Source organism: Bradyrhizobium sp. ORS 86, assembly GCF_045571475.1.
Lineage (GTDB): Bacteria > Pseudomonadota > Alphaproteobacteria > Rhizobiales > Xanthobacteraceae > Bradyrhizobium.
Genome location: NZ_CP120699.1, coordinates 5,840,002 through 5,863,464 on the forward strand (window position 1 = coordinate 5,840,002; position 23,463 = coordinate 5,863,464).

At 65.3% G+C, this 23,463-nt stretch carries 26 protein-coding genes; 4 read left to right on the forward strand and 22 right to left on the reverse strand.

Annotation, left to right across the window (positions count from 1 at the left end; translation table 11 throughout):
* Positions 1–3 precede the first annotated feature (3 nt).
* The 9 genes from P6U25_RS26905 to phnG are packed head-to-tail and all read right to left on the reverse strand — an operon-like array spanning position 4 to position 6,966.
* Positions 4–615 carry a pyridoxamine 5'-phosphate oxidase family protein gene (locus P6U25_RS26905; RefSeq protein ID WP_407147782.1) on the reverse strand — a complete coding sequence of 204 codons (612 nt, stop codon included), beginning with the start codon at positions 613–615 and terminating at the stop codon, positions 4–6.
* A 30-nt stretch (positions 616–645) separates the two neighbouring features.
* Positions 646–1,242: a phosphonate metabolism protein/1,5-bisphosphokinase (PRPP-forming) PhnN gene (gene phnN / locus P6U25_RS26910; RefSeq protein WP_407147783.1), complete on the reverse strand. Its 597-nt coding sequence runs from the start codon at positions 1,240–1,242 to the stop codon at positions 646–648.
* Positions 1,239–2,393 carry an alpha-D-ribose 1-methylphosphonate 5-triphosphate diphosphatase gene (locus P6U25_RS26915; RefSeq protein WP_407147784.1) on the reverse strand — a complete coding sequence of 385 codons (1,155 nt, stop codon included), beginning with the start codon at positions 2,391–2,393 and terminating at the stop codon, positions 1,239–1,241. The genes phnN and P6U25_RS26915 overlap by 4 nt, the downstream gene beginning before the upstream one ends.
* Before the next feature lie 13 nt (positions 2,394–2,406).
* A complete protein-coding gene (gene phnL, locus P6U25_RS26920; protein ID WP_407147785.1) occupies positions 2,407–3,105 on the reverse strand; it encodes a phosphonate C-P lyase system protein PhnL in 699 nt (232 codons plus the stop codon).
* Between the two features lie 8 nt (positions 3,106–3,113).
* Entirely contained in the window at positions 3,114–3,911 is a 798-nt protein-coding gene (gene phnK / locus P6U25_RS26925; protein ID WP_407147786.1) for a phosphonate C-P lyase system protein PhnK, read from the reverse strand.
* Positions 3,904–4,788 carry an alpha-D-ribose 1-methylphosphonate 5-phosphate C-P-lyase PhnJ gene (locus P6U25_RS26930; RefSeq protein WP_407147787.1) on the reverse strand — a complete coding sequence of 295 codons (885 nt, stop codon included), beginning with the start codon at positions 4,786–4,788 and terminating at the stop codon, positions 3,904–3,906. The genes phnK and P6U25_RS26930 overlap by 8 nt, the downstream gene beginning before the upstream one ends.
* Positions 4,785–5,888: a carbon-phosphorus lyase complex subunit PhnI gene (locus P6U25_RS26935; protein WP_407147788.1), complete on the reverse strand. Its 1,104-nt coding sequence runs from the start codon at positions 5,886–5,888 to the stop codon at positions 4,785–4,787. Before P6U25_RS26935 ends, P6U25_RS26930 begins: the two co-directional genes overlap by 4 nt.
* Before the next feature lie 3 nt (positions 5,889–5,891).
* Entirely contained in the window at positions 5,892–6,500 is a 609-nt protein-coding gene (phnH, locus tag P6U25_RS26940; RefSeq protein ID WP_407147789.1) for a phosphonate C-P lyase system protein PhnH, read from the reverse strand.
* A 4-nt stretch (positions 6,501–6,504) separates the two neighbouring features.
* Positions 6,505–6,966, reverse strand: a complete 462-nt coding sequence (gene phnG / locus P6U25_RS26945; RefSeq protein WP_407147790.1) for a phosphonate C-P lyase system protein PhnG — start codon at positions 6,964–6,966, stop codon at positions 6,505–6,507.
* A 104-nt stretch (positions 6,967–7,070) separates the two neighbouring features.
* Here phnG and phnF point away from each other — a divergent pair, with 104 nt between their 5' ends.
* On the forward strand, positions 7,071–7,796 hold the full coding sequence (gene phnF, locus P6U25_RS26950) for a phosphonate metabolism transcriptional regulator PhnF (protein WP_407147791.1): 726 nt from the start codon (positions 7,071–7,073) through the stop codon (positions 7,794–7,796).
* Positions 7,797–8,179: 383 nt separating this feature from the next.
* Here phnF and phnE (P6U25_RS26955) read toward each other — a convergent pair whose 3' ends face one another.
* The 5 genes from phnE (P6U25_RS26955) to P6U25_RS26975 form a co-directional block, all read right to left on the reverse strand.
* On the reverse strand, positions 8,180–9,028 hold the full coding sequence (gene phnE, locus P6U25_RS26955; protein WP_407147792.1) for a phosphonate ABC transporter, permease protein PhnE: 849 nt from the start codon (positions 9,026–9,028) through the stop codon (positions 8,180–8,182).
* Entirely contained in the window at positions 9,025–9,909 is an 885-nt protein-coding gene (gene phnE / locus P6U25_RS26960) for a phosphonate ABC transporter, permease protein PhnE (protein ID WP_407147793.1), read from the reverse strand. Before phnE (P6U25_RS26960) ends, phnE (P6U25_RS26955) begins: the two co-directional genes overlap by 4 nt.
* Before the next feature lie 77 nt (positions 9,910–9,986).
* Positions 9,987–10,916, reverse strand: a complete 930-nt coding sequence (gene phnD / locus P6U25_RS26965) for a phosphonate ABC transporter substrate-binding protein (RefSeq protein ID WP_407147794.1) — start codon at positions 10,914–10,916, stop codon at positions 9,987–9,989.
* A 77-nt stretch (positions 10,917–10,993) separates the two neighbouring features.
* A complete protein-coding gene (phnC, locus tag P6U25_RS26970) occupies positions 10,994–11,809 on the reverse strand; it encodes a phosphonate ABC transporter ATP-binding protein (protein WP_407147795.1) in 816 nt (271 codons plus the stop codon).
* Between the two features lie 108 nt (positions 11,810–11,917).
* Positions 11,918–12,064 carry a hypothetical protein gene (locus tag P6U25_RS26975; RefSeq protein WP_407152741.1) on the reverse strand — a complete coding sequence of 49 codons (147 nt, stop codon included), beginning with the start codon at positions 12,062–12,064 and terminating at the stop codon, positions 11,918–11,920.
* Between P6U25_RS26975 and P6U25_RS26980 the strand changes: the two genes are divergently transcribed.
* From P6U25_RS26980 to P6U25_RS26990, 3 genes are read left to right on the forward strand one after another with little or no spacing between them, the layout of a single operon-like run.
* On the forward strand, positions 12,000–12,665 hold the full coding sequence (locus P6U25_RS26980; RefSeq protein WP_407147796.1) for a chloramphenicol acetyltransferase: 666 nt from the start codon (positions 12,000–12,002) through the stop codon (positions 12,663–12,665). The two genes, P6U25_RS26975 and P6U25_RS26980, sit on opposite strands and share 65 nt — an antisense overlap.
* Complete coding sequence (locus tag P6U25_RS26985) at positions 12,662–13,834, forward strand: alpha-D-ribose 1-methylphosphonate 5-triphosphate diphosphatase (RefSeq protein ID WP_407147797.1); 1,173 nt, start codon at positions 12,662–12,664, stop codon at positions 13,832–13,834. The genes P6U25_RS26980 and P6U25_RS26985 overlap by 4 nt, the downstream gene beginning before the upstream one ends.
* Positions 13,835–13,854: 20 nt before the next feature.
* Positions 13,855–14,547 carry a DUF1045 domain-containing protein gene (locus P6U25_RS26990; RefSeq protein ID WP_407147798.1) on the forward strand — a complete coding sequence of 231 codons (693 nt, stop codon included), beginning with the start codon at positions 13,855–13,857 and terminating at the stop codon, positions 14,545–14,547.
* 62 nt (positions 14,548–14,609) lie between these two features.
* On the opposite strand, the gene hemC is transcribed toward P6U25_RS26990, so the two are convergent.
* The 8 genes from hemC to P6U25_RS27030 all read right to left on the reverse strand — a co-directional run bounded on the left by hemC (position 14,610) and on the right by P6U25_RS27030 (position 23,463).
* Positions 14,610–15,617, reverse strand: coding sequence for a hydroxymethylbilane synthase (hemC, locus tag P6U25_RS26995; RefSeq protein ID WP_407147799.1), 1,008 nt, complete (start codon positions 15,615–15,617; stop codon positions 14,610–14,612).
* Between the two features lie 64 nt (positions 15,618–15,681).
* The gene (gene pncA / locus P6U25_RS27000; RefSeq protein ID WP_407147800.1) at positions 15,682–16,302 is read right to left on the reverse strand and encodes a bifunctional nicotinamidase/pyrazinamidase; all 621 of its coding nucleotides are present in this window, start codon (positions 16,300–16,302) and stop codon (positions 15,682–15,684) included.
* A 7-nt stretch (positions 16,303–16,309) separates the two neighbouring features.
* Positions 16,310–17,128, reverse strand: coding sequence for an aspartate dehydrogenase (locus P6U25_RS27005; protein WP_407147801.1), 819 nt, complete (start codon positions 17,126–17,128; stop codon positions 16,310–16,312).
* 3 nt (positions 17,129–17,131) lie between these two features.
* Positions 17,132–18,556: a M20/M25/M40 family metallo-hydrolase gene (locus P6U25_RS27010; RefSeq protein ID WP_407147802.1), complete on the reverse strand. Its 1,425-nt coding sequence runs from the start codon at positions 18,554–18,556 to the stop codon at positions 17,132–17,134.
* Positions 18,557–18,673: 117 nt separating this feature from the next.
* Complete coding sequence (locus tag P6U25_RS27015) at positions 18,674–19,168, reverse strand: RidA family protein (protein ID WP_407147803.1); 495 nt, start codon at positions 19,166–19,168, stop codon at positions 18,674–18,676.
* Positions 19,169–19,196: 28 nt separating this feature from the next.
* A complete protein-coding gene (locus P6U25_RS27020) occupies positions 19,197–19,604 on the reverse strand; it encodes a c-type cytochrome (RefSeq protein WP_407147804.1) in 408 nt (135 codons plus the stop codon).
* Entirely contained in the window at positions 19,604–21,196 is a 1,593-nt protein-coding gene (locus P6U25_RS27025) for an NAD(P)/FAD-dependent oxidoreductase (protein ID WP_407147805.1), read from the reverse strand. The genes P6U25_RS27020 and P6U25_RS27025 overlap by 1 nt, the downstream gene beginning before the upstream one ends.
* Positions 21,197–22,341: 1,145 nt before the next feature.
* Positions 22,342–23,463 carry an amino acid ABC transporter permease gene (locus P6U25_RS27030; protein WP_407147806.1) on the reverse strand — a complete coding sequence of 374 codons (1,122 nt, stop codon included), beginning with the start codon at positions 23,461–23,463 and terminating at the stop codon, positions 22,342–22,344.

The window sequence follows — 23,463 nt, forward strand, 5'->3', positions numbered from 1 at the left end:
CCATCACCACATCGTCTGCCGCGCACGCTCGGGCCATTCCCGATCGTATTTTTCGCCGCCGACGGTGTTCGCGCTCATCTCGGCGAGGATCTGGCCCGGCGTCGGCAATGTCCTGGGGTCAACCCGCTTGTCTGGATTCCAGAGGTCGGAACGCACGATCGCGCGGGCGCATTGGAAATACATCTCCTCGACCGTCATCACGATGACCGTGCGCGGCGCCTTGCCCTCGATCTTGAACGAGGCAAGCAACTCGGGCTCTGTCGTGAGATAGGCGCGGCCATTGACGCGCAGCGTGCTGCCCGAGCCCGGGATCAGGAACAATAGCCCGACGCGGGGATCGCGGACGATGTTGCGCAGCGAATCGCAGCGGTTGTTGCCGCGGCGATCCGGCATCATCAGCGTCTTCTCGTCATGGATGCGGACGAAGCCCGGCAGATCGCCGCGCGGCGAGCAATCGAGCCCTTCGGGCCCCGCTGTCGCCAGCGACACGAAGGGCGATTTCTCGATCAGCGCGCGGTAGAGCGGCGTCACGCAGCCCGCGACCTTCACGGTCGAGGCATCGTTCGGGAAACCATAGATCGCCTCGAGTTGCTCGATCGTCTCAATCACCGACATCAGTGCCCTTTCTCGTTTGGAAGTCGCCGCCTAACCGTCCCAGCGCTCGCCCTTGATGACGCGGACAAGCTGCCGCGCGTGATAGTCGGCGGTGCCGGAATTGACGATGGTGAAATCCGGCGTCGCGGTGGTTTCGTCGACGGTGCGCGCCAACCGCTGCGCGAGCTGGCCGTCGCTGGCGCGGGCGCGCATCGCGATTCGTGCGGCGAGCACATCCGGCGGCGCCGTAATCGAGACCACCACGACATTGGCATAGTTGCGGCGCGCGGCCGAGATCACCGTGCGTGAGACATTGGCGATCACGGTGCGGCCGGCTCCGATGTCGTCGTCGATGATCCGCGACAGCGCATAGCGATGCCCATGGGCTTCCCAATGCATGGCATAGTCACCGGCAATCACCGCGCGCTGGAACGCCTCCGCGCTGACCTCCTCGTTGTCTTCCGAGGCCGAGGCTTCGCGGGTGATCAGGCGGCGCGGAAACACAATATTGCGGTCATCGCTACAGGACGCCTTCGCCAATCCCAGCAGCGTGTCCTTGCCGGCACCGCTCGGGCCGACCACCAGCACCAGCCGTCCGGGGCCGATCGCGCCGGCACGCGGCGCGGCGATGATCGGAGCTTCGCTCATGCGACCCTCCTCCCTTCGCGCCAGACGCTGCGCACCACCGGCAGGCCACGCGCGATGTGCACCCGGATCAGATCGGCGCGTTTGCCGACCGCGATCTCGCCGCGATCGGCAAGCCCGACCGCCTCGGCCGGCGTCTTCGTCACGGTCCGAACGGCGGACGCGAGATCGATCGTCGGCACCCGCTGCGGCAATTGCAGCGCCGCCATCAACAGGCTCGACGGGATATAGTCCGACGACAGGATATCGAGCATGCCCTCGCGCGCCAGGTCGACGGCTGCAATGTTGCCGGAATGCGAGCCGCCGCGCACGACGTTCGGTGCACCCATCAGGATGTCGATGCCCGCGGCGTGCAGCCCGCGCGCGGCTTCCATCGTGGTCGGGAACTCCGCGACCGACACCTTGTCGTTGACGGCATCGGCCACGTTCTCGTCCGTGGTGTCGTCGTGGCTCGCCAGCGGGATCTTGTACTCATGCGCCAGCGCGACGATCGCGCGCATATTGGTCGCGGCATATTCCTTCTGATAGGAGAAGCGCTTTGCGAACAGCACGTCGAGCTGAGCATCGGTCATGCCACCGCCCTTGCCGCGGTAGTAGTCGCGCAGCTTCACCTCGTCGCGGAACTGGCGCTGGCCCGGCGTGTGGTCCATCAGCGACATCAGCCGGACATCCGGGCGATCGATCAGCTCCTTGGCTTCCGCGACCACGTCGGGCATCGGAATTTCGCAACGCAGATGCAGGAAGTGATCGGCGCGCAGCAGCTTCTCCTCGCGCGCCGCCGCGATCGCCTCGGCCAGCAGGCCGGCGCGGCCATCGACGCCCTCGGCGCCGTCCTCGCGCCACACGCGGAGCGAATCCAGCACCGTGGTGATGCCCGACGTTGCGAGCTGCCCGTCATAGGAGATCACGGCTGCAACCGGATTCCAGTACACCTTGGGCCGCGGCACGTAGTGCATTTCGAGATGATCGGTGTGCAACTCGATCATGCCGGGCATGATCAGATCGCCGCCGACGTCCTCGGCCGCTTCTGGCGCCCTGCCCTCGCCAAATTCGGCGACCTTGCCGTCTGACATCGCGACCCAGCCCTGCTCGATTACGCGATCGGCGAGGACGATCCGGGCGTTGCCGATGACGGTGTCTTGCTTGGCGATCATTTCAAACGGTCCTTCAGGCAGCAGCGGCAAACGAAGTCACATCGACGGTACGGTCCGCAATCAGATGCCGGATCTCATCGTCATGGACGATCGCGACCATCGCGACGCCCTTTGTCTTCTTTTCTGCAATCAGCTCAACCACCACGGCGCGGTTGGCGGCGTCAAGCGACGCGGTCGGCTCGTCCAGCAGCAGTATCGGCAGATCCGAGATAAAGCCACGGGCAATGTTGACGCGCTGCTGCTCGCCGCCGGAGAAGGTCGCCGGCGGCAGCGGCCACAGCCGCTCCGGAATATTGAGCCGGCGCAGCAGGCGGCCGGCGCGTGCGCGGGCCTCCTCACGGGCGACGCCATTGGCGATCAGGGGCTCGGCGACGACGTCGATCGTCGCCACCCGCGGTACGGCACGAAGAAACTGGCTGACATAGCCGATGGTCGAGCGGCGGATGCTCAACACCTGGCGCGGCTCGGCGGTGGCAAGATCGATCACCGCACCATGATGGCGGATGCCGATCCGGCCGCGGTCGCAACGATAATTGCCGAAGATCATCTTCAGAATGGAGGATTTGCCGGCGCCCGACGGGCCCGACAACACCACGCATTCGCCCGGTTCGACGTGGAACGAGACGCCGCGCACCACAGGCAGCTCGACGCCGCCCTGCAGGTGCATGGTGAAGGTCTTCTCGGCATTGGCAAGTTCGATCATCGCGGTCATTTGCGGACTCATGGCGGCAGAATCGAGGAAACGAGCAGTTGCGTATAGGGCTCGCGCGGATCGTCGAGCACCTGGTCGGTCAATCCGGTCTCGATGACACGGCCGCCCTTCATCACCATCACGCGGTGCGACAGCAAGCGGGCGACGGCGAGATCGTGGGTCACGACGATGGCGGCAAGGCCGAGCTCACTGACGAGGTTGCGCATCAAATCGAGCAGGCGCGCCTGCACCGAGACGTCGAGGCCGCCGGTCGGCTCATCCATGAACACCAGCCGCGGCTCGGTGACAAGGTTGCGCGCGATCTGCAGCCGTTGCCGCATGCCGCCGGAATAGGTCTTGGGCGCGTCGTCGATGCGGCCGACATCGATCTCGACCCGCTCGAGCCAGGTCGATGCGGTGTCGCGGATCCGGCCATAGTGATTCCAGCCGACCGCCATCAGCCGTTCGCCGACATTGGCGCCGGCCGAGACCGCCATGCGCAGCCCCTGCGCCGGATCCTGGTGCACATAGCCCCAATCGGTGCGGAACAGGAAACGTCGCTCGGCTTCGCCAAGGCCGGCGAGATCGCGTAGCACGCCGTCGCGCATCCGGTAGGACACCCGTCCCGCGCTTGGCGCGAGCTGCGCCGAAAGAAGCTGCAGCAAGGTCGACTTGCCGGACCCGGACTCGCCGACGATCGCCAGCACCTCGCCGGGATAGAGCGAGAAGGAGACGTCGCGACAGGCCGCGAGCTGGCCATAATTCTTGGCGAGCCCTTCGGCGACCAGCAGCGGCTGGTCGTTGTCGAGACAAGACGGCTCAGACATGCGCCTTCTCCTTGTGCGGCGCCGCGCTGAGCGCGCCGTGATGACCGGCCGCCTGGCGCTGCTCGCAGAAATCGGTGTCGGAGCAGACGAACATCCGCCCGCCCTTATCGTCGGTGACGATCTCGTCGAGATAGGAATCAGCAGCGCCGCAGAGCGCGCATGGCGCATCGAAGCGATAGCGCGTGAACGGGTGATCCTCGAAATCGAGCGAGACCACGGTGGTGTGCGGAGGGATCGCATAGATGCGCTTCTCGCGGCCGGCGCCGAACAGTTGCAGCGCCGGGCAATTGTCCATCTTCGGATTGTCGAATTTCGGCGTCGGCGACGGATCCATCACATAGCGCGCGTTCACCTTGACCGGATAGGCGTAGGCGGTGGCGATGTGGCCGAACCGCGCGATGTCCTCATAGAGTTTTACATGCATCAGTCCGTATTCGGCGAGCGCATGCATGCGCCGCGTCTCGGTCTCACGCGGCTCGAGGAACCGTAGCGGCTCCGGGATCGGCACCTGATAGACCAGCACCTGCCCCGCATGCAGCGGCGCCTCGGGAATTCGGTGGCGGGTTTGGATCACGGTCGCCTCCGTGGTCGAGGTCGTGGTCGCCACACCCGCGGTCTTGCCGAAGAACTTGCGGATCGAGATCGCGTTGGTGGTGTCGTCCGAACCCTGGTCGATCACCTTCAACACGTCGTCAGGCCCGAGGATCGCTGCGGTCACCTGCACGCCGCCGGTGCCCCAGCCATAGGGCATCGGCATCTCGCGGCTCGCGAACGGCACCTGATAGCCGGGAATCGCGATCGCCTTGAGGATCGCACGGCGGATCATCCGCTTGGTCTGTTCATCGAGATAGGCGAAGTTGTAAGTCGGCGCGTTCATTCCGCGGCCTCCCGCATTTCGGGCGAATGGTTCGCCTCGGCGAATTCCTGCCGCAGCTTGCGCAACAGGCCGAGCTCGGACTGGAAGTCGACATAATGCGGCAGCTTCAGATGTTCGACGAAGCCGGTCGCCTGAACATTGTCGGAGTGCGACATCACGAACTCCTCGTCCTGCGCTGGTGAGCTCACCTCCTCGTCAAGCTCGCGTGCGCGAAGCGCGCGATCGACCAGCGCCATCGACATCGTCTTGCGCTCGCTCTGTCCGAACGCCAGGCCATAGCCGCGAGTGAAGCATGGCGCCTCGGTCGCCGAGCCCTTGAACTGATTGACCATCTGACATTCGGTCAGCTCGATCGAGCCGAGCGGCACGGCGAAGCCTGCATCCTCAGCGAAGAACTCGACCTCGACGTCGCCGAAGCGGATCTCGCCGGCGAACGGATGGTTGCGGCCATAGCCGCGCTGCGTCGAATAGCCGAGCGCGAGCAGGAAGCCCTCATCGCCGCGCGCGAGATTCTGCAGCCGCAGGTCGCGATCAGCCGGAAAGTTCAGCGGCTCGCGGGTGAGGTCGCCGACCGGTGCGTCAGCGTCCGCCTGCGGCGAGCTTTCGATCAGGCCGTCACGGCCGAGAATGTCGGTCACGCGCGGCGTCGCGGCCTGCGACGCCTCCGCCGTCAGCGGCTGCTCCGGCACCAAACCCTCGGCAAGCTGCGGATCGAGCAGCCGGTGGGTGTAGTCGAAGGTGGGCCCCAGGATCTGGCCGCCCGGAATGTCCTTGAAGGTCGAGGAGATCCGGCGACGCACCTGCATCTCGCCGGTATTCACCGGCTCGGTCGCGCCGAAGCGCGGCAGCGTGGCACGGAACGCGCGGACCAGGAAGATCGCCTCGATCATGTCGCCGCGCGCCTGCTTGATCGCCAGCGCCGCGAGCTCGCGATCGTAGAGCGAGCCTTCGGTCATAACGCGATCGACGCCGAGCGAAAGCTGCTCGGCGATCTGCGCCAGCGACACTTCCGGTACATCGCGGTCGCCACGCCGCTCATGCGCGAGCAGGCGGTGGGCGTTCTCGATGGCGCGTTCGCCTCCCTTGACGGCTACGTACATGGCTTACACTCCACTTGCGACCAATCGCGTAGTGCGCGGGATCGCGACAATCGCATCGTCATGAACCAACACGACGTCGATGCCGCGCGGGAACAGGGCTTCGTTGATCGAAAGTCTTCCGAACAGGTCGCGCGGCTGGATCATCGCTTGCAGCAGCGCGGTGCCGTCGATGCCCGGGCCCTTCAGTTCGAAGGCCGGTCCCTGCGTCAAGCTGTCCACCTGTAGGATCAGCGTGGTCGAGCGATCCGGATACTCGCTGCTGCCGAACGCGAAGCGATCGAGCGCCGGCAGGTTCGCGGCGTCGCCGATCAGCGCGAAACTGGCGACGGAGGGATCCGCGATCACCGGCGCGCTGGTGTGAAACTTGAGCCATCGCGCGACGTCTGGTGTCGCCGACATCGCACCATCGAGCCAGATCGGCGTGTCGTGATCGAACAGTGTCAGCGCGACCGCAGCCGTGCCGCGCATCACCCCGGCGGGCGTCCCTGCACTCGCCGTGACGCGCTGGATGCTGCCCGGGCGCGCCATCGCGTCCATCACCGAGCGGAACGTCGACTGCGCCGACAGCACCTTGTCGGCAAAACCTGCGGGCAATTCGGCAACCGTCGTCATCGCATCATCCCTCCCCGCGCACCATCGTGTAGAAATCGACTCGCGTGGCCGCGGTCTCGGCGGCCTTGCGGCCGCGTTCAGCGTCGATCGCCGCGCGCAGCGGCGCAATCACCTTCGCCTCCACCGCACCGGACAACGCCGCCGATTGCACCATGGCGTCGCACAGCGCGATCATCTGCGCCTTTTGTGCGTCGCGGCCGAGCGTGTAGCCGAAACCGACTTCCCCGGTCGCAAGCCGCACCACGGCGCGCGACACCGTCGCCTCGCCGAGATTGAACGGCGCGCCGTCGCCGCCGACCCGGCCGCGCAGCATCACAAGGCCGTTCTCGGGCTCGCGAAGATTTTCATGCGCAGGCATCGCGATCTCACGCATTCGCTCGGCGATCGCGGCGGCGCCGGAATGCGCCAGCACCGCCATCGCGGCCTTGCGCTGCGCTTGTTTGCTGTTCGGTCCGGTCGAAGCCATGAGAAACCTTGCCCGATTCAAGTTGTCTATGTTAATAGACAACTTGATAGCGGAGCGCCATGACTGTTTCGTGACAAACTGAAGATTTCTGCTATCACGGCGCCATGAGCATGCAGGAAAGTTCCGGCGTCGCCTTGTGGCGGCAGGTCGCCGACGGCATCGAACGCGGCATCGCTGACGGCCGCTTCGTCGCGGGCGAAAAGCTGCCGGGCGAGATGGAGATTGCCGAGACCTACCGCGTCAACCGCCACACCGTGCGGCGTGCGCTGGCGGCGCTGGCGGAACGCGGCCTGGTGCGCGCCGAGCGCGGCAGCGGCACCTATGTCGAGGCGCAGCGCCTCGCTTATCCGCTGCGCTCCCGCACCCGATTTTCCGAGATAGTCGGCGCCGGCGGACACGAACCGCGCGGCCAGTTGATCGACGCCCGTGACGACGTCGCCACCCGCGAGATCGCTCGCGAGCTAGGCTTGAAGATCGGCGCCGCACTGGTCCGGATCGAGTCGGTCCGGCTCGCCGACCGCACCCCGATCTGCGTCTCCACCACCTGGCTGTCGGCCGAACGCTTTCCCGACGCCGGCAGCGTGTTTGCCAACGTCCGCTCCATGACGAAGCTGCTGGCGCATTACGGCGTGAAGGACTACCGGCGTTCCTCGACCCGGATCACCGGAGCGATCGTCGATGCCACCGACGCCGCGCGGCTCAATCTCGCGCTGGGCCATGCGGTGCTCGTCGTCGATGCCACTGACGTCGACACCGCGGACAAGCCGCTCGTCACCAAGCGCTCGCGCTTCGCCGCCGAGCGGGTCGAGTTCCTGGTCGAGAATGGTTGAGACGTTACGAGGTCCCTGCTCTCCCTCGCCCCGCTCTTGCGGGGAGAGGGTTGGGGTGAGGGCCCCCTCCGCAAATGCGAGAGTTGAGGGTGCGCGGAGAACCCCCTCACCCGGAATTTGCGCTACGCGAAAATTCCGGCCCCTCCCCGCGCGCGGTAGGGCAATTGCATTTGGAAGAAAAACGCCCTGTGGTCTATCCTTCGAGACGCCCGCCTTTGGCGGGCTCCTCAGGATGACGTCCGGTTTTGCGGCGCAATAGTAGACCCTCATGGTGAGGAGCGCCGCTTGCGGCGCGTCTCGAACCACGAGGCCGAGGACGTGCGCAGCCGCCCAAGGCGGCATATGCGATTGCCCTGCCGCGCGCGGGGAGAGGCAACAGAGAATTAAGCCACCGCTCTCCGCCCGATGATGGCGAAGCGAAGCTTGCTGGAGATGAAGTCGATCGCGGCGACCGCGATCAGGATCGTCAGGATCAGGAACGACACCTTTTGCCACTCCAGCACGCGGATCTGCTCAGCGAGCTGCAGGCCGATGCCGCCGGCGCCGACGATGCCGATGATGGTGGCCGAGCGGGTGTTCGACTCGATGAAATAGAGCACCTGGCCTGCGATGACCGGCAGCACCTGCGGCAGCAGGCCGAAGCGAATTTCATGCAGCGCATGGCCGCCGGAGGCCCTGACGCCCTCGACCTGCTTGCGATCGGCCACCTCGATCGCCTCGGAGAACAGCTTGCCGAATGCACCGAAATCCGACACCGCGATCGCCAGCACGCCGGCAAACGGGCCGAGACCGACGACGTTGATCCAGACCAGCGCCCAGATCAGCGTATCGACGCCGCGGAGCGAATCCAGGAACCGGCGCACCGGAAAGCGGATCAGGTTCGACGGGATGATGTTGCGCGCCGCCAGCAGGCTGACCGGCAGCGCCATCACTGCCGCAAGCGTGGTGCCAAGCAGCGCGATCGACAACGTCTCGCCGAGCGCCTGCATGTAGAGCGGAAAGGACGAGCCGGGATTGGGCGGGATCATCATCATGGTGATCCAGCCGAGCTGACTGATGCCGCCAACCAGCTTTGCCGGCGAGAAATCGAGATCGACGAGGCCGAACACGAAGATCGCCAGCGCGGCCGCGATCACCGCCGGCGTCGCCAGCCGCGCCGAGGCGGGCCGCTCGAAGACGTCGGGATATTTCGCCCGCAGCTCGCAGGTATTGGGCGTCGGCAATTGGCTCATCGGCGCGCCTCCTTGCCGAACAGCCGGGCGCGCAGCCAACCGGTCGAGATGTCGATGATGAACACCGTGACGATGATCATCACGAGGATGGCGCTGACATCGGAATAGTAGAACTTGCGGATCGCGACCACGAGCTCCTGGCCAATGCCGCCGGCGCCGACGAAGCCCATGACCGAGGCCTCGCGGACGTTGATCTCGAACCGCAGCAGCGCATAGCTGGCGTAGCCGGCCACGACCTGGGGCAGCACGGCAAAACGCATGCACGACAGCCAGCTCGCGCCGGTGGAGCGGATGCCCTCGACCGGTTTCATGTCGGCATTCTCAACGATCTCGGCGAATAATTTGCCGAGCGCACCGGTGGAGTGGATCGCGATCGCCAGCACGCCGGCCATCGGCCCTAAGCCGAAGGCGATCACGAAGATCAGCGCGAACACGATGCCAGGCACCGTGCGGGCGAATTCCAGCAGGCGGCGCACTCCGAACCGTAGCCACGGCGACGGCGACGTGTTCTCGGCCGCGAAGAAGTTCAGAGCGAAGGCGAGCACGGCGCCGATCAGCGTGCCGACATAGCTGATCAAAAGCGTCTCGCCGAGCAGCTTCAGCCACTTCTTCCAGCCCCAGAGCCACTCGGCCGGATTGGTCCACACCCGCCCGCCGGAATCGAGGGTGAGGATGCGATCGAAATAGCTGACGAAGTTGCCGAAATAGGTGAACAGCGTGCGTAGATTCACTTCCGCGCCGAGCGCCGCGATCAGAAGCGCCGCACAGAACACCGCGACCGCCAGCGTCGCCTTCAGCCGCTTGCGAGCGATTGCCTTGCGATAGGCATCGTTCAGCGCCGCCAGTTGCTGGGCTGGGAGGACGGATACGGCGGTCGCCATCGCGGGCCAATCTGCTCGAGAAAGTAATGGAAAAAGGGCCGGGTCATAGAACCCGGCCCAGTTCAATGCGCGCGCGATCAGGACGCCTTCTTGCGCAGGTTATCCACGAACTTGATCAGCTCGATGGTCTTGTCATAGTCGGCATTGGTGATCGATTGCCACGGACGGTTCTTGCCGTCGGACAGCTTCTTGAAGGCCTCCGGATCCTTCTTGTCGGCATCGAGGAACGCCTGCTTAATCGCGGCCTTCATGTCGTCGGGCAGGTCGCGGAGGTAGGCATAGGGCGAGTTGATGATGAGGTCGGACTTCGAAATGATGCGGAAGTCTTCCTTCTTCATCGGCGTTCCGTCGCTCGACTTCACCATGTTCTTGTTGAGCATGCGCGTGAGATTGGAATCGTCGTCGGCGTTCCACCAGTTGGCGGCGACGTCCACGGTGCCCTGCGCCAGCGCCAGCACGGCGTTCTCGTGGCTGCCGGTGAAGATCACCTTGGAGAAGAAGCTGTCCGGATCGATGCCCATCTGGTTCAGCTTGAAGCGCGGCATGTTGTTGCCGGAGGTTGAATTGGGATCGACCAGGCCGAGGTTCTTGCCCTTGAGATCCTCGACCTTCTGATACGGGCTCTTGGCGAGCACGTAGAACACCGAGTAATACCCCTTGGAGCCGTCGGCATTGACGTCGATTACGAACGCATCGGTCTTGACGCCAGTGAGAAGGGCACGCGAGAACGACGCCGGACCGTAGTAGCCGATCTGGATGTTGCCGGCGCGCTGGCCCTCGATCACCGCTGCGTAGTCGTTGGCGACGCGCAGGTTCACCTTGATGCCGAGTTCCTTCGACAGGTAGTTGATGAACGGCCCGAAGCGCTCGGTGACGCCGGAGCCGTTCTCGGCCGGAATCACGGCGAAGGTGATCTCCGGATACTTCGACTTCCAGTCCGAGGCCGAAGCCGAGCCGGCGAATGCCAGCGAGGCAGCGCCGGCCAATACGGTGCGACGAGTGATCATGATAAACCCCTTGTTGTGGTTACGCGTGTTTGGCCGGGCGAAATGCCCGTCCATCCTGATCGGGAATTGTGCGCCGCTCAGGCCGCCGCTGCGGTGCCGAGCGCCGGAACATTTGCGCCCTCGGGCGCGGGCAACGGCGCCCCGCCGATGACGTCATTGGCCTCGAGGTCGTAGAGCTCTCGGGCGATGTGGTCGGTCAGCATCGATGGTTGACCGTCGAACACCACGCGGCCCGCCGCCATGCCGATCAGGCGGTCGCAATAGGTCCGCGCCAGGTCGAGCGAATGCAGGTTGCAGAGCACGGTGATGCCGAAATGCTTGTTGATGCGCAGCAGCGCATCCATCACGATCTTGGTGTTGCGCGGATCGAGCGACGCAATCGGCTCGTCGGCCAGGATGATGTCGGGCTCCTGCACCAGCGCGCGTGCGATCGCGACGCGCTGCTGCTGGCCGCCGGAGAGCTGGTCGGCGCGCTGTGCGGAGAGTTGCGCAATGTCGAACTGCTCGAGCGCGGACATCGCGAGCGCCCGGTCCTGCTCCGGCCACATCTGCGCCAGCGAGCGCCACGACGGGATTTCGGCAAGCCTTCCCATCAGCACGTTGGTCAGAACGTCGAGCCGGCCGACCAGATTGAATTGCTGAAAGATCATCGCCGAACGCGCGCGCCACTGCCGCAGCGCCTTGCCGCGCAGCGCGGTGACGTCGGTGCCTTCGAACAGGATGCGGCCGGAAGTCGGATCGGCGAGGCGGTTGATCATCCGCAGCAGCGTCGACTTGCCGGCACCGGAGCGGCCGATCACGCCGACGAAACTGCCCGGCGCGATCGAGAATGACGCGTCATCGACTGCGGCTTTTGTGCCGAACCGGCACGTCAGACCTTCCACCACCAGCATGCAATGCTCCACCCGCGTCTCGATGGGGCCATCGCTATCCCCGCTGTTTTACAGTTATGTGACGACACGGCCACGGTGCGGCGATCGTCCACACCACCTCTCTTACCGTCATCGCAACGTCATGGTCTTGTCATCAAGCACCCTGATGACGAGCGCATCTCCCTGGAAGCCATGATTTGCGGAGGCCCTGATGGCCGGAAAGAAACTCTCGATCGTACCGACGATCGATCCCACCGCGGCGGTGCGCGACAGCAAGCTCGGCACCTATACGGAAGTCGGCGCGCGCACGATCCTGCTGGAAGTCAGCATGGACGATTACTCCTACGTCGTGAATGACAGCCAGATCACCTACACGACGATCGGAAAATTCTGCTCGATCGCCGCGATGACCCGGATCAATCCCGGGAATCATCCGATGCATCGCGCGACGCAGGCGCATTTCACCTACCGCGCCAGCGCCTACTTTCCCGGAGAGGGCGACGACACCGACTTCTTCAACTGGCGACGTGCGCATCACGTGCATATCGGCCATGACGTATGGATTGGTCACGGCGCGATCATATTACCGGGCCGGAACATCGGCACCGGCGCCGTCGTCGCCGCGGGGGCGATCGTCACCAAGGACGTGCCTGCCTATACGATCGTTGCCGGCAATCCGGCGCGTCAAATCAGGCCGCGCTTTGCCGCGCCAATCGCAGATCGCCTCACCGCACTGGGCTGGTGGGACTGGGACCACGAGACGCTGCGCCGCGCGCTGCCCGATTTCCGCAAGCTTTCGGTGGAAGAGTTCCTCGACAAGTACGAAGCTGAGAGTGCGTCCGAATCACAAGACAAACAGCGGAGTGCCGCATCGTGACCGACATTTTCATCGAAGGCGGCCGCGCGCTGATCGAGGGGACGTTCGTCGAGACATCGCTTCGGACTGCGGGACGCGGCATCGCCGCGATCGATGCCGACCAGGGCCGCGCGGCGCTCCACCTTGATGCCAACGGCTTGTTGGTGCTGCCTGGCATCGTCGACCTGCATGGCGATGCCTTCGAGCGGCAGATGATGCCGCGTCCCGGCGTCGACTTCGCGACCGACATTGCGCTCATCGACAGCGACCGGCAGGCGATCGCCAACGGCATCACCACCGTGTTCCACAGCACGACCTGGTCATGGGAGCCCGGCCTGCGCAGCGCCGACAATGCGCGGAAACTGCTCGAGACGATCGAGGCATTGCGGCCGCAGCTTGCCGCCGATACGCACTTTCACCTGCGCCACGAGACCCACAATCTCGACGCCGAGGCCGAGATCACGCAATGGCTCGCCGAGGGCCGCATCGACCTGTTCGCCTTCAACGATCACAGCAACGTCAAGCCGAAGAAGCGCAACCAGCTCGCCGAGCGTGCCGGGCTCTCGGTCGAGGCGATCAACGAGATGCTCGACCAGGTCGTCGCCCGCCGCCCCGACGTGCCGGCCTCGATCGCGCGTCTGGCCGCCGCGGCGCGTGCCGCCGGCATCCGCATGCTCTCGCATGACGACAACAACCCCGTCATGCGCCAGGAGTATCGCGCACTCGGCGCTGCGATCGCCGAATTTCCGATCAACGAGGAGACCGCGCGCGACGCGGCCGCCGCCGGCGACTTCATCGTGTTCGGCGCCCCCAACGTGGTGCGGGGCGGCAGCCACACCGGCTGGACCAAGGCATCCGAGATGATCGCGAAGGGCCTCTGCTCGGTGCTGGCGTCGGACTATTACTATCCGGCACAACTGCTCGCAGCATTCCGTCTGGCGGCCGACGGCATCCTGCCGCTCGCCAGCGCCTGGGACCTGATTTCCTCGGCGCCGGCGCGCGCCGCGGGGCTCGATGATCGCGGCGTGCTGGCTACCGGCCGCCGCGCCGACATCGTCATCATCGACGACCAGGTGCCGTTGCGGCCCCGCGTCGTGGCTGTGATATCAGCCGGACGATTGGTGCATCTGGCGGATGCAAGCTGTCTCGTTCATTCGCGCGCGCCGCGCAAGACGGTTGCAGCGGCGTAGCCTCACTCTATTCTGCTGCCATGGCCAATCATCCGCGCTACGCGATCTACCATGCGCCGTCACCGGACAGCGCGCTGCACCGCTTCGGCTCGATGCTGCTCGGCTACGATGCTGCGTCGGGTGACGACCTCCCGTTCCCCAATGGGGTCACCCCCGACTGGCGCGAAGTCACAGAGGACCCGCGCAAATACGGATTTCACGCCACGCTGAAGGCGCCGATCACGCTGGCCGACGGCAAGCGCGAAGGCGACCTCATCGAAGCCTGCGCTGCCTTCGCCGGCCGCGCGCGGCGCATTCCGGTGATCGAGCCGGTCGTCGATGCGATCAGCGGCTTCATCGCGGTGATTCCGGCGCAACGTTCCGACGACTTGCAACAGCTTGCCGCCGACTGCGTCATCGAGTTCGACGCCTTCCGCGCGCCGCTGACGCCGCAAGATCGAGCCCGCCGCAAACCCGAGAAGCTCTCGGCGCGACAATGCGACTATCTCGATCGCTGGGGCTATCCTTACGTCATGGAGGAATTCCGCTTCCACATGACGCTGACGGGACGGCTGAGCGACGACAGGCGCGGCCCGATCGTGGCCTGGCTGCGCGAACGATTTGCGACACTCGGTCTCACGACGCTGGCGATCGACCGTCTGGCGCTGTTCAGGCAGGACCACACAACGTCCCGCTTCCGCATCATCGCAAGCTGGCCGCTGCGCGGCGGCTGAGATTGACCGCGAGGCTACTTCCACCCGGGCTCGCGCCACGCCTGGACGGGACGAGAGTACGCCTATTCCGCCGGCCGGGTGCGCGCGATGATCTCGGCGGCGCCCTTCTCCAGGAGCTCCATCCCGACGGCGCGGCCGAGTTCGCGCGGGCGGCTCGCCGGGCCGCGTCGCGTCGCTTCGATGAAGCGGCCGGCGTCGTCGAGCACGGACGCCCGCAGCGTCATCTCGCTGCCGGCGAGCGTCGCGTGTCCCGCGATCGGCGAATTGCAGTGGCCGTTGAGCACCCACAGCACCTCGCGCTCGGCCGCGGCGCTGAGCCGCGACGGAACGTTGTCGATTGCCGCCAGCCGCGCGCGCGTCACCCAGTCGGTTTCGACACATTCGACGGTGACGATGCCCTGCCCGACCGCCGGCAGCATCTCATCGACGGAAAAATCATGCGCGATGCGCGCGGCCATACCGATGCGCTCGAGGCCGGAGCGCGCCATCACCAGCGCATCCGCCGGTCCCACCGCGCCGCCATCGGGCAAGCGCTGCTTGTCGCCGCGATCGAGCTTGGCGATCCGGGTGTCGGCGGCGCCGCGGAAATGGATCACGGTGGCTTCGGGGAACAACCGGCGCAGATAGGCGGCACGCCGCACCGCGTTGGTGCCGATCATGAACCCCTTGCCGCGCGCGGCGCGGAGGGTCTCGAGCGACAGGCCGGGCCGCAGCACGAGCGAATCGTTGGCGGCATCCCGCGCCAGCATCGCGCCGAGAACCAGGCCCGGCGTCTCCTCATTGCCCGGCACGTCCTTCAGCGAATGCATTGCGGCCTGCAACGTGCCGGCGCGCATTGCCTCGCGGATCTCGGCGACGAAAGCGCCGCCCTTGCCGCCATGCTGCAACAGCTTGCTGGTCTGGTCGCGGTCTCCGCGGGTCTCGAACTTGACGACCTCGACGGCCAAATCCGGCGCGGCGGCGCGCAGCAGGCGCGCGACGTCGTTCGTCTGTGCCAGCGCCATCGCGCTCTTGCGCGTCCCGATTCGTAAAGCCTGTCCCGACACAGTGTCTCCGATGCGAATGACCATCAGGGGCTGGCATTAGAGCAAAAGGCCAGTCAAAACAACGGTTTTTGCCCCGACCGAGCCGCGCTCAGGCGATGTCGTCGACCAGCACGACGCCGGCTGCCAGCATGGCGGTCGTGGCGGTCGCGAGCGAGCCCGCGAGATCGATGGCGCGGCAGCCCGACAGCACCACGGTGGCCTCGAAGCCGAGCCGCCGCGCATCCAGCGCTGAATAGTGCACGCAGTAATCCGTCGCGAGCCCCGCCATGACAATCCGCGTCAGGCCGCGCTCGCGCAGATAGCCGGCGAGCCCGGTCGGCGTTGTCCGATCGTTCTCGAAGAACGCGGAATAGGAATCGATCGCCGTGCGGAACCCCTTGCGGATCACGAGCTCGGCCCTGTCGGTCGCGAGCTGCGAATGGAAGGCGGCGCCGGGCGTACCCTGCACGCAATGATCCGGCCACAGCGTTTGCGGACCATAGGGCATGGTGACGGTCGAGAACGGCGCCGCGCCGGGATGCGACGACGCAAAGGAGCTGTGGCCCGCCGGGTGCCAGTCCTGGGTCAGCGCCACATGGTCGAACCGCTCGGCGAGCCGATTGATAACCGGCACCACGGCATCGCCATCCGCGACTGCCAGCGCACCACCGGGGCAGAAATCATTCTGCACATCGATGACGAGCAGGAGATCGTCGGGCCGGATTGTCATCGCGGCCTCAAGTTCCGATCCGAAGCGGCGCGTGCAGCTTGCGCAGGCAGGCGATCACCGACAGCGCGGTGATGCGGCCGGTCTTCGGATTCTCCGAGGGGATGTTCTCGATCGTCATCGAGAACCGGGCAGAATCGGAATCGACCTCGATGCGGTGGGTGTTGCGCGTCACGGTCGGGTCCGCCCAGATCTCGACCCGGGTGCGATCCGGGCCGATGCCGGCGAGCGACAGCGCCACCGCGACGTTGAGGTTGGCCGGAAAACCCTTCGCCGCCTCGCGCGCGCTGCCCTCGAACACCCGCAGCGGCTCGGCGATGCCCTCGATCCGGATGTCGTTCTCGACCAGATGTGGCGCGCCGAGCAGGCCGGCCACCGGCTTGCGCGTCACGATCGTCGCCGAGTGGATGGTCCCGAGCGCGGCGGCCGTCACCGCATCGAGCCCGATCAGCGCGCCGGTCGGCACGATGATCTGGCCGCCGTTGTCCCTCGCAAGGCCGATCAGGTCTTCGTTCTGCAGCAGCGCGCCGACGCTCAGCACCACGGCGGTCTTGCCGCGCTCGACCGCCGGCGCCACGATCGTGCGCACCAGCTTGCTCGGTGCGCACTCGACGACGATGTCGGCAACATCGGCGAGATCGGCGATCGGCAGCACCTTAGGCGGCGCCTTCAGCTCGGCAAGCCAGCCGCGATGCTTCGCGGGATCCTGCGACGACACCGCCACAAGCGCCAGCCCATCGATGCCTCGATCGAGCGCCTTGACGACATCGGCCCCGATCGCGCCAAGGCCGGCCACCGCCACGCGGGTCCTGGTTCTGGAATCCGCCATTGCTTACGTCTTGCCTCCGGCGAGCATCTTGACCAGGCGATAGAGATAATCCTCGCCCTGATAGAACGACTTTACGAGCACGCGCTCGTCCTTGCCATGATTCCTGTTGTCGTTGATGTCGGCGGCAAGCCCGGAGTGGCCGTAGGTCGGAATCCCGGCATTGCGCAGATAGCTGCCGTCGGTTGCGCCGGTGCTCATGACCGGGACGATCGCGGCATCCGGCCAGAACTCCTTCGACAGCTTCTCGATCGACCCCATCACCTCCTCGTTCAGCGGCGACGGCGGGCTCAGCACCGCTTTGCCGGTCGGCGTCACCGCGATCTGCTTGTCATCAAGCACCCGCTCGATCGTCGCCTGCACACCCTCGACCGGCTCACCCGGCATGATCCGGCAATTCACCTTGGCGGTCGCGAGCTGCGGCAGCGCGTTCAGGGCATGGCCGCCTTGCAGCATGGTCGCGACGCAGGTGGTGCGGAGCTGCGCGTTGTAGCCGACATTATCGGACAACCGCGCCAATGCCGCGGGATCGGGCTGCGGCGCCAGCACCGCACGGATGTCATCCGCAGTCTGCTTGGTCTCCAGCTCCGCCATCCGCGTGAAATAAAGCCGCGTCGTCTCGTTGATATTCAGGGGGAAGCTGAAATTGGAGAGCCTGATCAGCCCCGCCGCAAGACGATAGATCGCGTTGTCCTTGCGCGGCAACGAGCTGTGGCCGCCGCGATCCTTGACTGTGAGCTGATAGCCGATCGAGACCTTCTCGCTGGTCTGCACCGTGTTGCGGATCGCCTTGCCGTCCTTCAGCCCGACGCCGCCACCTTCATTCAGCGCGAATTCGGCATCGATCAGGTCGCGGTGGTTCTTGATCAGCCACTGCATGCCGAGGCCGTTGGCGTCGAGGATCTCCTCGTCGGTCTCAAGCGCCACGATGATGTCGCGGTCGGGCTTATAGCCCTCCCTCTTGTAGCGGATCAGGTTGGTGATGAAGGCGGAGGCCATGTACTTGTCGTCGCTGCTGCCGCGCCCGTAGAAGTAGCCATCCTGCTCGGTGAGCTTGAACGGGTCGACCGACCAGTCCTCCCGGTTGGCAGGGACGACGTCCAGATGGGCGACCAGCAGGATCGGCTTGCGCGCGCCGGAACCGTGCAGCCGCGCCACCAGATTGCCCTTGTGCGGCGCCGGCGAGAACACATGCACGTCGCTCTCCGGGAAGCCCGCGGCACGCAGCCGGGCGCCCATCGCCTCGGCGGCCTTCTGCGTATCGCCGGTCGCGGTGGTCGTGTTGATCTCGACCAGCTCCTGATAGATGCCGCGGGCGAACTGCTGCTGCTCGGTCAACCCTTGCGCCGCCGCGGCGGTTGCCAGCAGCACCGGACCGATAACGGCGGACAACAGCAGCGATCGACTTACTTTCCTGGTCTTGTACGACATCGTGCTCTCCCCGGAATTCCACCGCCTCACCGGCCGAATTCAGACAGGCGGCCCACGCTTTGGCAAGACGGCGAGCCATTCAATTTACGCGGGTATATCCCCGTAGTTTCGCGCGCATCACTTCGCGGCCATGTCCTTGGCCGCGACCACCTCGATCTCGACCAGGAAGCCGGGATTGGCGAGCGCGGCGACGCCAACCACGGAGCGCGCGGGCAGGTTCGGCTGGCTGCCGCCGAAGAACTGCGTATAGCCTTCCATGAACGCCTTGAAGTCCATCGGCGCGGACGGGGTGTGCACCAGGAACACCTGCATCTTGACGACGTCGCCCATGCCGAGCCCCTGGCCTTCAAGGATGCCCTTGATGCGATTGAGCACGCCGACCGTCTGGGTCCTGGTGTCGCCATAGGCCTGCGGGCTTGCCGGATCGGCGTCCTTGTTGGCGACCGGCGGCACCTGGCCGCTGACATAGATGGTCGTCGCACTGCCGGTGACGGTGACAGACTGCGCAATCGGGAATGTCGAATTGGGGATGGGATGCCTGATCACATCGGCGCAGGCTGCGGTCGCCACGGCGGACAATGTGGCACCCAGTGCGATAGCAGCGAATTTCATCAGTCTTTCCCCTGAGCTTGTGACGCGATTAGCGGCGGGCGTCCTGAACGTCCTTTGCTGTCACCACATCCTGAAAGTTGTTGCCGAAATGCGTCCGCAGATAGTTCACAACGGCGGCGACCTGACCATCAGTCATCATGTCGCCGAAGGCCGGCATGCCACGACGGCCATTGACGACGAGGAAGACCGGGTAGCTGCCGGTTTCGAGATTCTTGTTGCCGGCCAGGGACGGATAGCTTCCGGCGCCGATCGCTCCGGTGGCATCCGCCATATGGCAGCCCTGGCAGACATTGGCGAACAACTCCTCGCCGGTCATCTCCACGAAGCGGTAGCCCGAAGAGAACGTGCGCGGACTCGCGGTACTGTCCTGCCCGATGGCGGCGGTGGCCGACAGCAGTGTCAGCGCAACAACCGCCGATGTCCTTGCCAACGTCATCACGTCTTCACCACGCGTTCGTGCAGCCGCGTGACGGCGTCGAGCGAGGACAGGATCGCGCCCTCCTGCCATGCCGGCAGGTCGGACGCATGCTCGCCTGCCAGCAGCACGCGGCCATCGATCTGGCAGAGGTTGCGATAGTGTTGCGCGCGTCCGGCCTCGCTCCATTCGCCACTACAGCCGAGCGTGAAGGGCACGCGATGCCAGGCCACCGCCACGCCGGTCTCGAACTCGGCCTTGTACTGCGGATGGATCATGGCGCCGAACTCGACCGCGCTCTTGACCCTCTCGGCGGGCGTCATCGCGGTGAACTCGTAAGAATTGGCGCCCTCGAACAGGTAGCCGCCGAGCAGGATGCCGCGGCCGTTGCGGTTGAAACCATAGTTCGGATAGGCAATCTGCCGGATCGGCAGGTCGGTGAAGCTGATGCCGCCGTAGATCGCCTCGTCCTCCTCCCAGAAGCGGCGCTTGAACTGCAGCCCGATCTTCACCGAGGCGGCATAGGGCAAGGCGTCGATCGCGTTCTTCATCGGCGCGCCGACATCGATCGGCAACTGGCTCAGGATCGACAGCGGGATGGTGCAGATGCACCAGTCGGCGGTCGCCTGCTGCACGGCAGAGGGGTCGGCCGTATCGACATAGCTCACGGTGACGCCGGTGCCGTTCTGCTGAATCTGCGTCACCCTGGCGCCAAAGCGGATGAGATCGCCGACCTCGCGCGCGAACGCCTTGCCGATCATGTCCATGCCGCCGACCGGCTGGAACATCGTGGTCTGGAAATTGTAGCGGGCAAACGCTTGCAGGTAGCGCCACAACCGCGAGCGCAGGATCTCCGACAGCGAGATCGGATCGCTCGGCAGCGGATCGGCCGAAAGCCCGCCGCCGGGATCGCGCGCATAGCCGCGGAACTCCGCAGAGTCGAGGCTGGCGCCGTACTTGTAGTTGCGATCAAGCGCGCCCCAGGCCCGTAGCGACTGCAGCAGGATCTCCTGGTCCTCCTTGGTCACGGTCTCGTCGAGCTTGCCCTGTTGCGTGACCTTGGCGAGCAGCTCAGACACCTGGCCCTGGAAATCCGCCTTGATGCTGCGGATGCGTTGCGGCTTGCCGTCGAATGCGCGCGTCGCGTGCAGATAGGCATTGTGGTTGAGCTGGATGAAGGGCTCCAGCGCCACGTTGAGCCGCCGGCAGTAATCGAGCAGCGCGCGGTGGTGATAGGGAATCCGCCACGGACCGGGATTGATGTACAGGCCCTGCTCGAATTCGCATGTCTGCTTGAAGCCGCCGAGCTCGACGAAGCTGTCGCCGCCGCGGATGGTCCAGTTGCGGCCGCCAGCCCGGCTGTTGAATTCGAGGATCTGGACCTTGTAGCCGGCCTTGCGCAGCTCCAGCGCCGCCGTCATGCCCGCAAGCCCCGCGCCCAGAATCAGCACGGATGCCCCCTTCGGGTTGCCTTCGAGCCTGAGCGGACCCTTGTAGGCAGATTCCGCCGCGAAGCCGAGGCTCGTCATTGCGTGGTACATCGCCGAACTGCCGGCGATCGTGCCGATCAGCGCGAGCAGGTTACGCCGCTTGATCACGGATCCGTTCTGCACCGCCGCTCACCCAGCCGCATTCATCGTTCGAGAAAGGAAACGGGTGATGCGACCTCTGTCAAGAAACCGCACACCCTGCACATGCACCCACACGCGCTTTTGATACGTCAGGCCACGCGTTCGAGATGCACGCGACGGCAATCCATTTCATAGTCGAGGCCAACCACCGGCGGCCGGCCGAAATGCCAGGTCAGGCCGTTGCGGAGGGCGCCTCTGAAATGGATACGGTCGTCGCGATGACGTCCAGTGATGGAGGATACTCCCGATCAGCGTGATGTCATCACGGCTGTCGTTCGTGCGAATTCCGCAGCCGCATCCACTGCTGTCGTCCCGGCGCAGGCCAGAGGCAATATCGTGCCCCATCCACCGCCGTCGTCCTGGCGAAAGCCAGGACCCATGATCACCGCATTTGATTGTAGACCGGAACGTGGCCCCAGCGTCGCGCACCAACGGGCATTTGGGGGAATGGGTCCCGGCCCTCGCCGGGACGACGCTGAGTTTGTTGCACCGCTTGTGAGTCATACGTTCGCATTCTCGCGACATGAATTGTCCGAGGTTTGCATCTCGTTCCGCCCTCTCTTGGACAGAGGGCGCAGGGAAAGCCGGGTGCCGATCGCACCCATGGGCCCCGAGCAAGGGTAGAAAGCTCGGGGGTAGGACCACAGGTGTAACCGGAAACACTCCGGCTTTCCCTGCGCGATGGGTTACGGCTTATACGCGCTCGCCCCGGCGAGACTGGGCTTGGTTGTCACCGCCGTTGCAAGACGCAATTGCGTCTTGCAACAGGACACCTGCCACTAGGGCGTCAGGCCTGCACGACTTCACCGTCCGCCTCATGCGCACTCGTCAGTTGCGCAATCGGCGTCCACCGCATCTCACCCGGCATTCGTGACGATCGCGAAGCGCCCCTCAGGCGGGTGAGACGGGTGCATTAGACTTCTGAGTTGGGTCAATCGCGAAGCGGAATCTTGCCCGTCGGGTTAATTTGTCGCAGGGCGACGCTCTCTCCCGGTCACTCCGGGGCTCGCGCAGCGAGAGCCCGGAATCCCTTTCAGGCGCATCACCCGTGGAGAAACAGATTCCGGGTTCGTGCTTCGCACGGAATGACGCAAGGAGAAAGCTGCCACGCTCGCCAAATCAGCCACTCACCCGTGGCCGCGCTGGGCCTCGAGGCTGCGGCTGTAGCGCGACATGGCAAAGCAGAACAGGAAGTAGATCACGCCAACGAAGATGTAGACCTCGACGCTGAAGGACTGCCAGGCCGGATCGATGATCGCGGTCTTCGCTGTCGTCAGGAGGTCGAAGATGCCGATGATCAGGACGAGGCTGGTGTCCTTGAAGAAGGCGATGAAGGTGTTGACCAGCGGCGGGATCACGTGGCGGATCGCCTGCGGCAGCACGATAAGCGCGTTCTTCTTCCAGTAGGACAGTCCGAGCGCGTCCGCAGCTTCATACTGCCCGCGCGGCACCGCCTGCAACCCGCCGCGCACGACCTCTGCAAGATAGGCGCCGGCATAGAGGATGAAGGCGATCTGCGCGCGCAGCAATTTGTCGATGTTGAAGCCCTCGGGCATGAACAGCGGGAACATTACGCTCGCCATGAACAGCAGGCTGATCAGCGGCACGCCGCGGATCAATTCGACATAGAGCACGCAGAGTGAGCGGATTGCAGGCAATTTCGAGCGGCGGCCGAGCGCGACCAGGATTCCGAGCGGGAAGCCGAAGGCCAGCCCGAAGGTGGCAAGGATCAGCGTCACCGGCAGCCCGCCCCAGCGCTCCTGCGAGACATAGGACATGCCGAGGAAACCGCCCCACATCAGGGACCCGATCACGACCAGCGCCGCGGCCCAGAGCACGAACAGCTCCTTGCGCCAAAAGCTGCGACGGCTCGAGACGGCAAACAGCGCGATGAAGATCAGCACCGCGAGCGCCGGCCGCCACTGCTCGTCGAACGGATAGGTCCCGAACAGGATGAAACGATACTTCTCGGGGATCACGGCCCAGCAGGCCCCCAGACCCTGCGCCGCGCGACAAGTGCTGGTGTCGTTGCCTGGCACGTGCCAGATCGCGTGGGCGACGCCCCATTGCCAGAAGCCGACGGCGGCCTTGCCGATCACGAAGGCGAGCAGCAACGTCACGATGGTCGAGGGAATCGACCGGAACAGGTTGGCGCGCAACCAGGCGACGATCTGACCGCCGAGTGTCCGCCGCGCACGCGGCCGGCCGACCGGAAGCGGGTCCTGCGGAACATGTGCGACCGAGCTCAT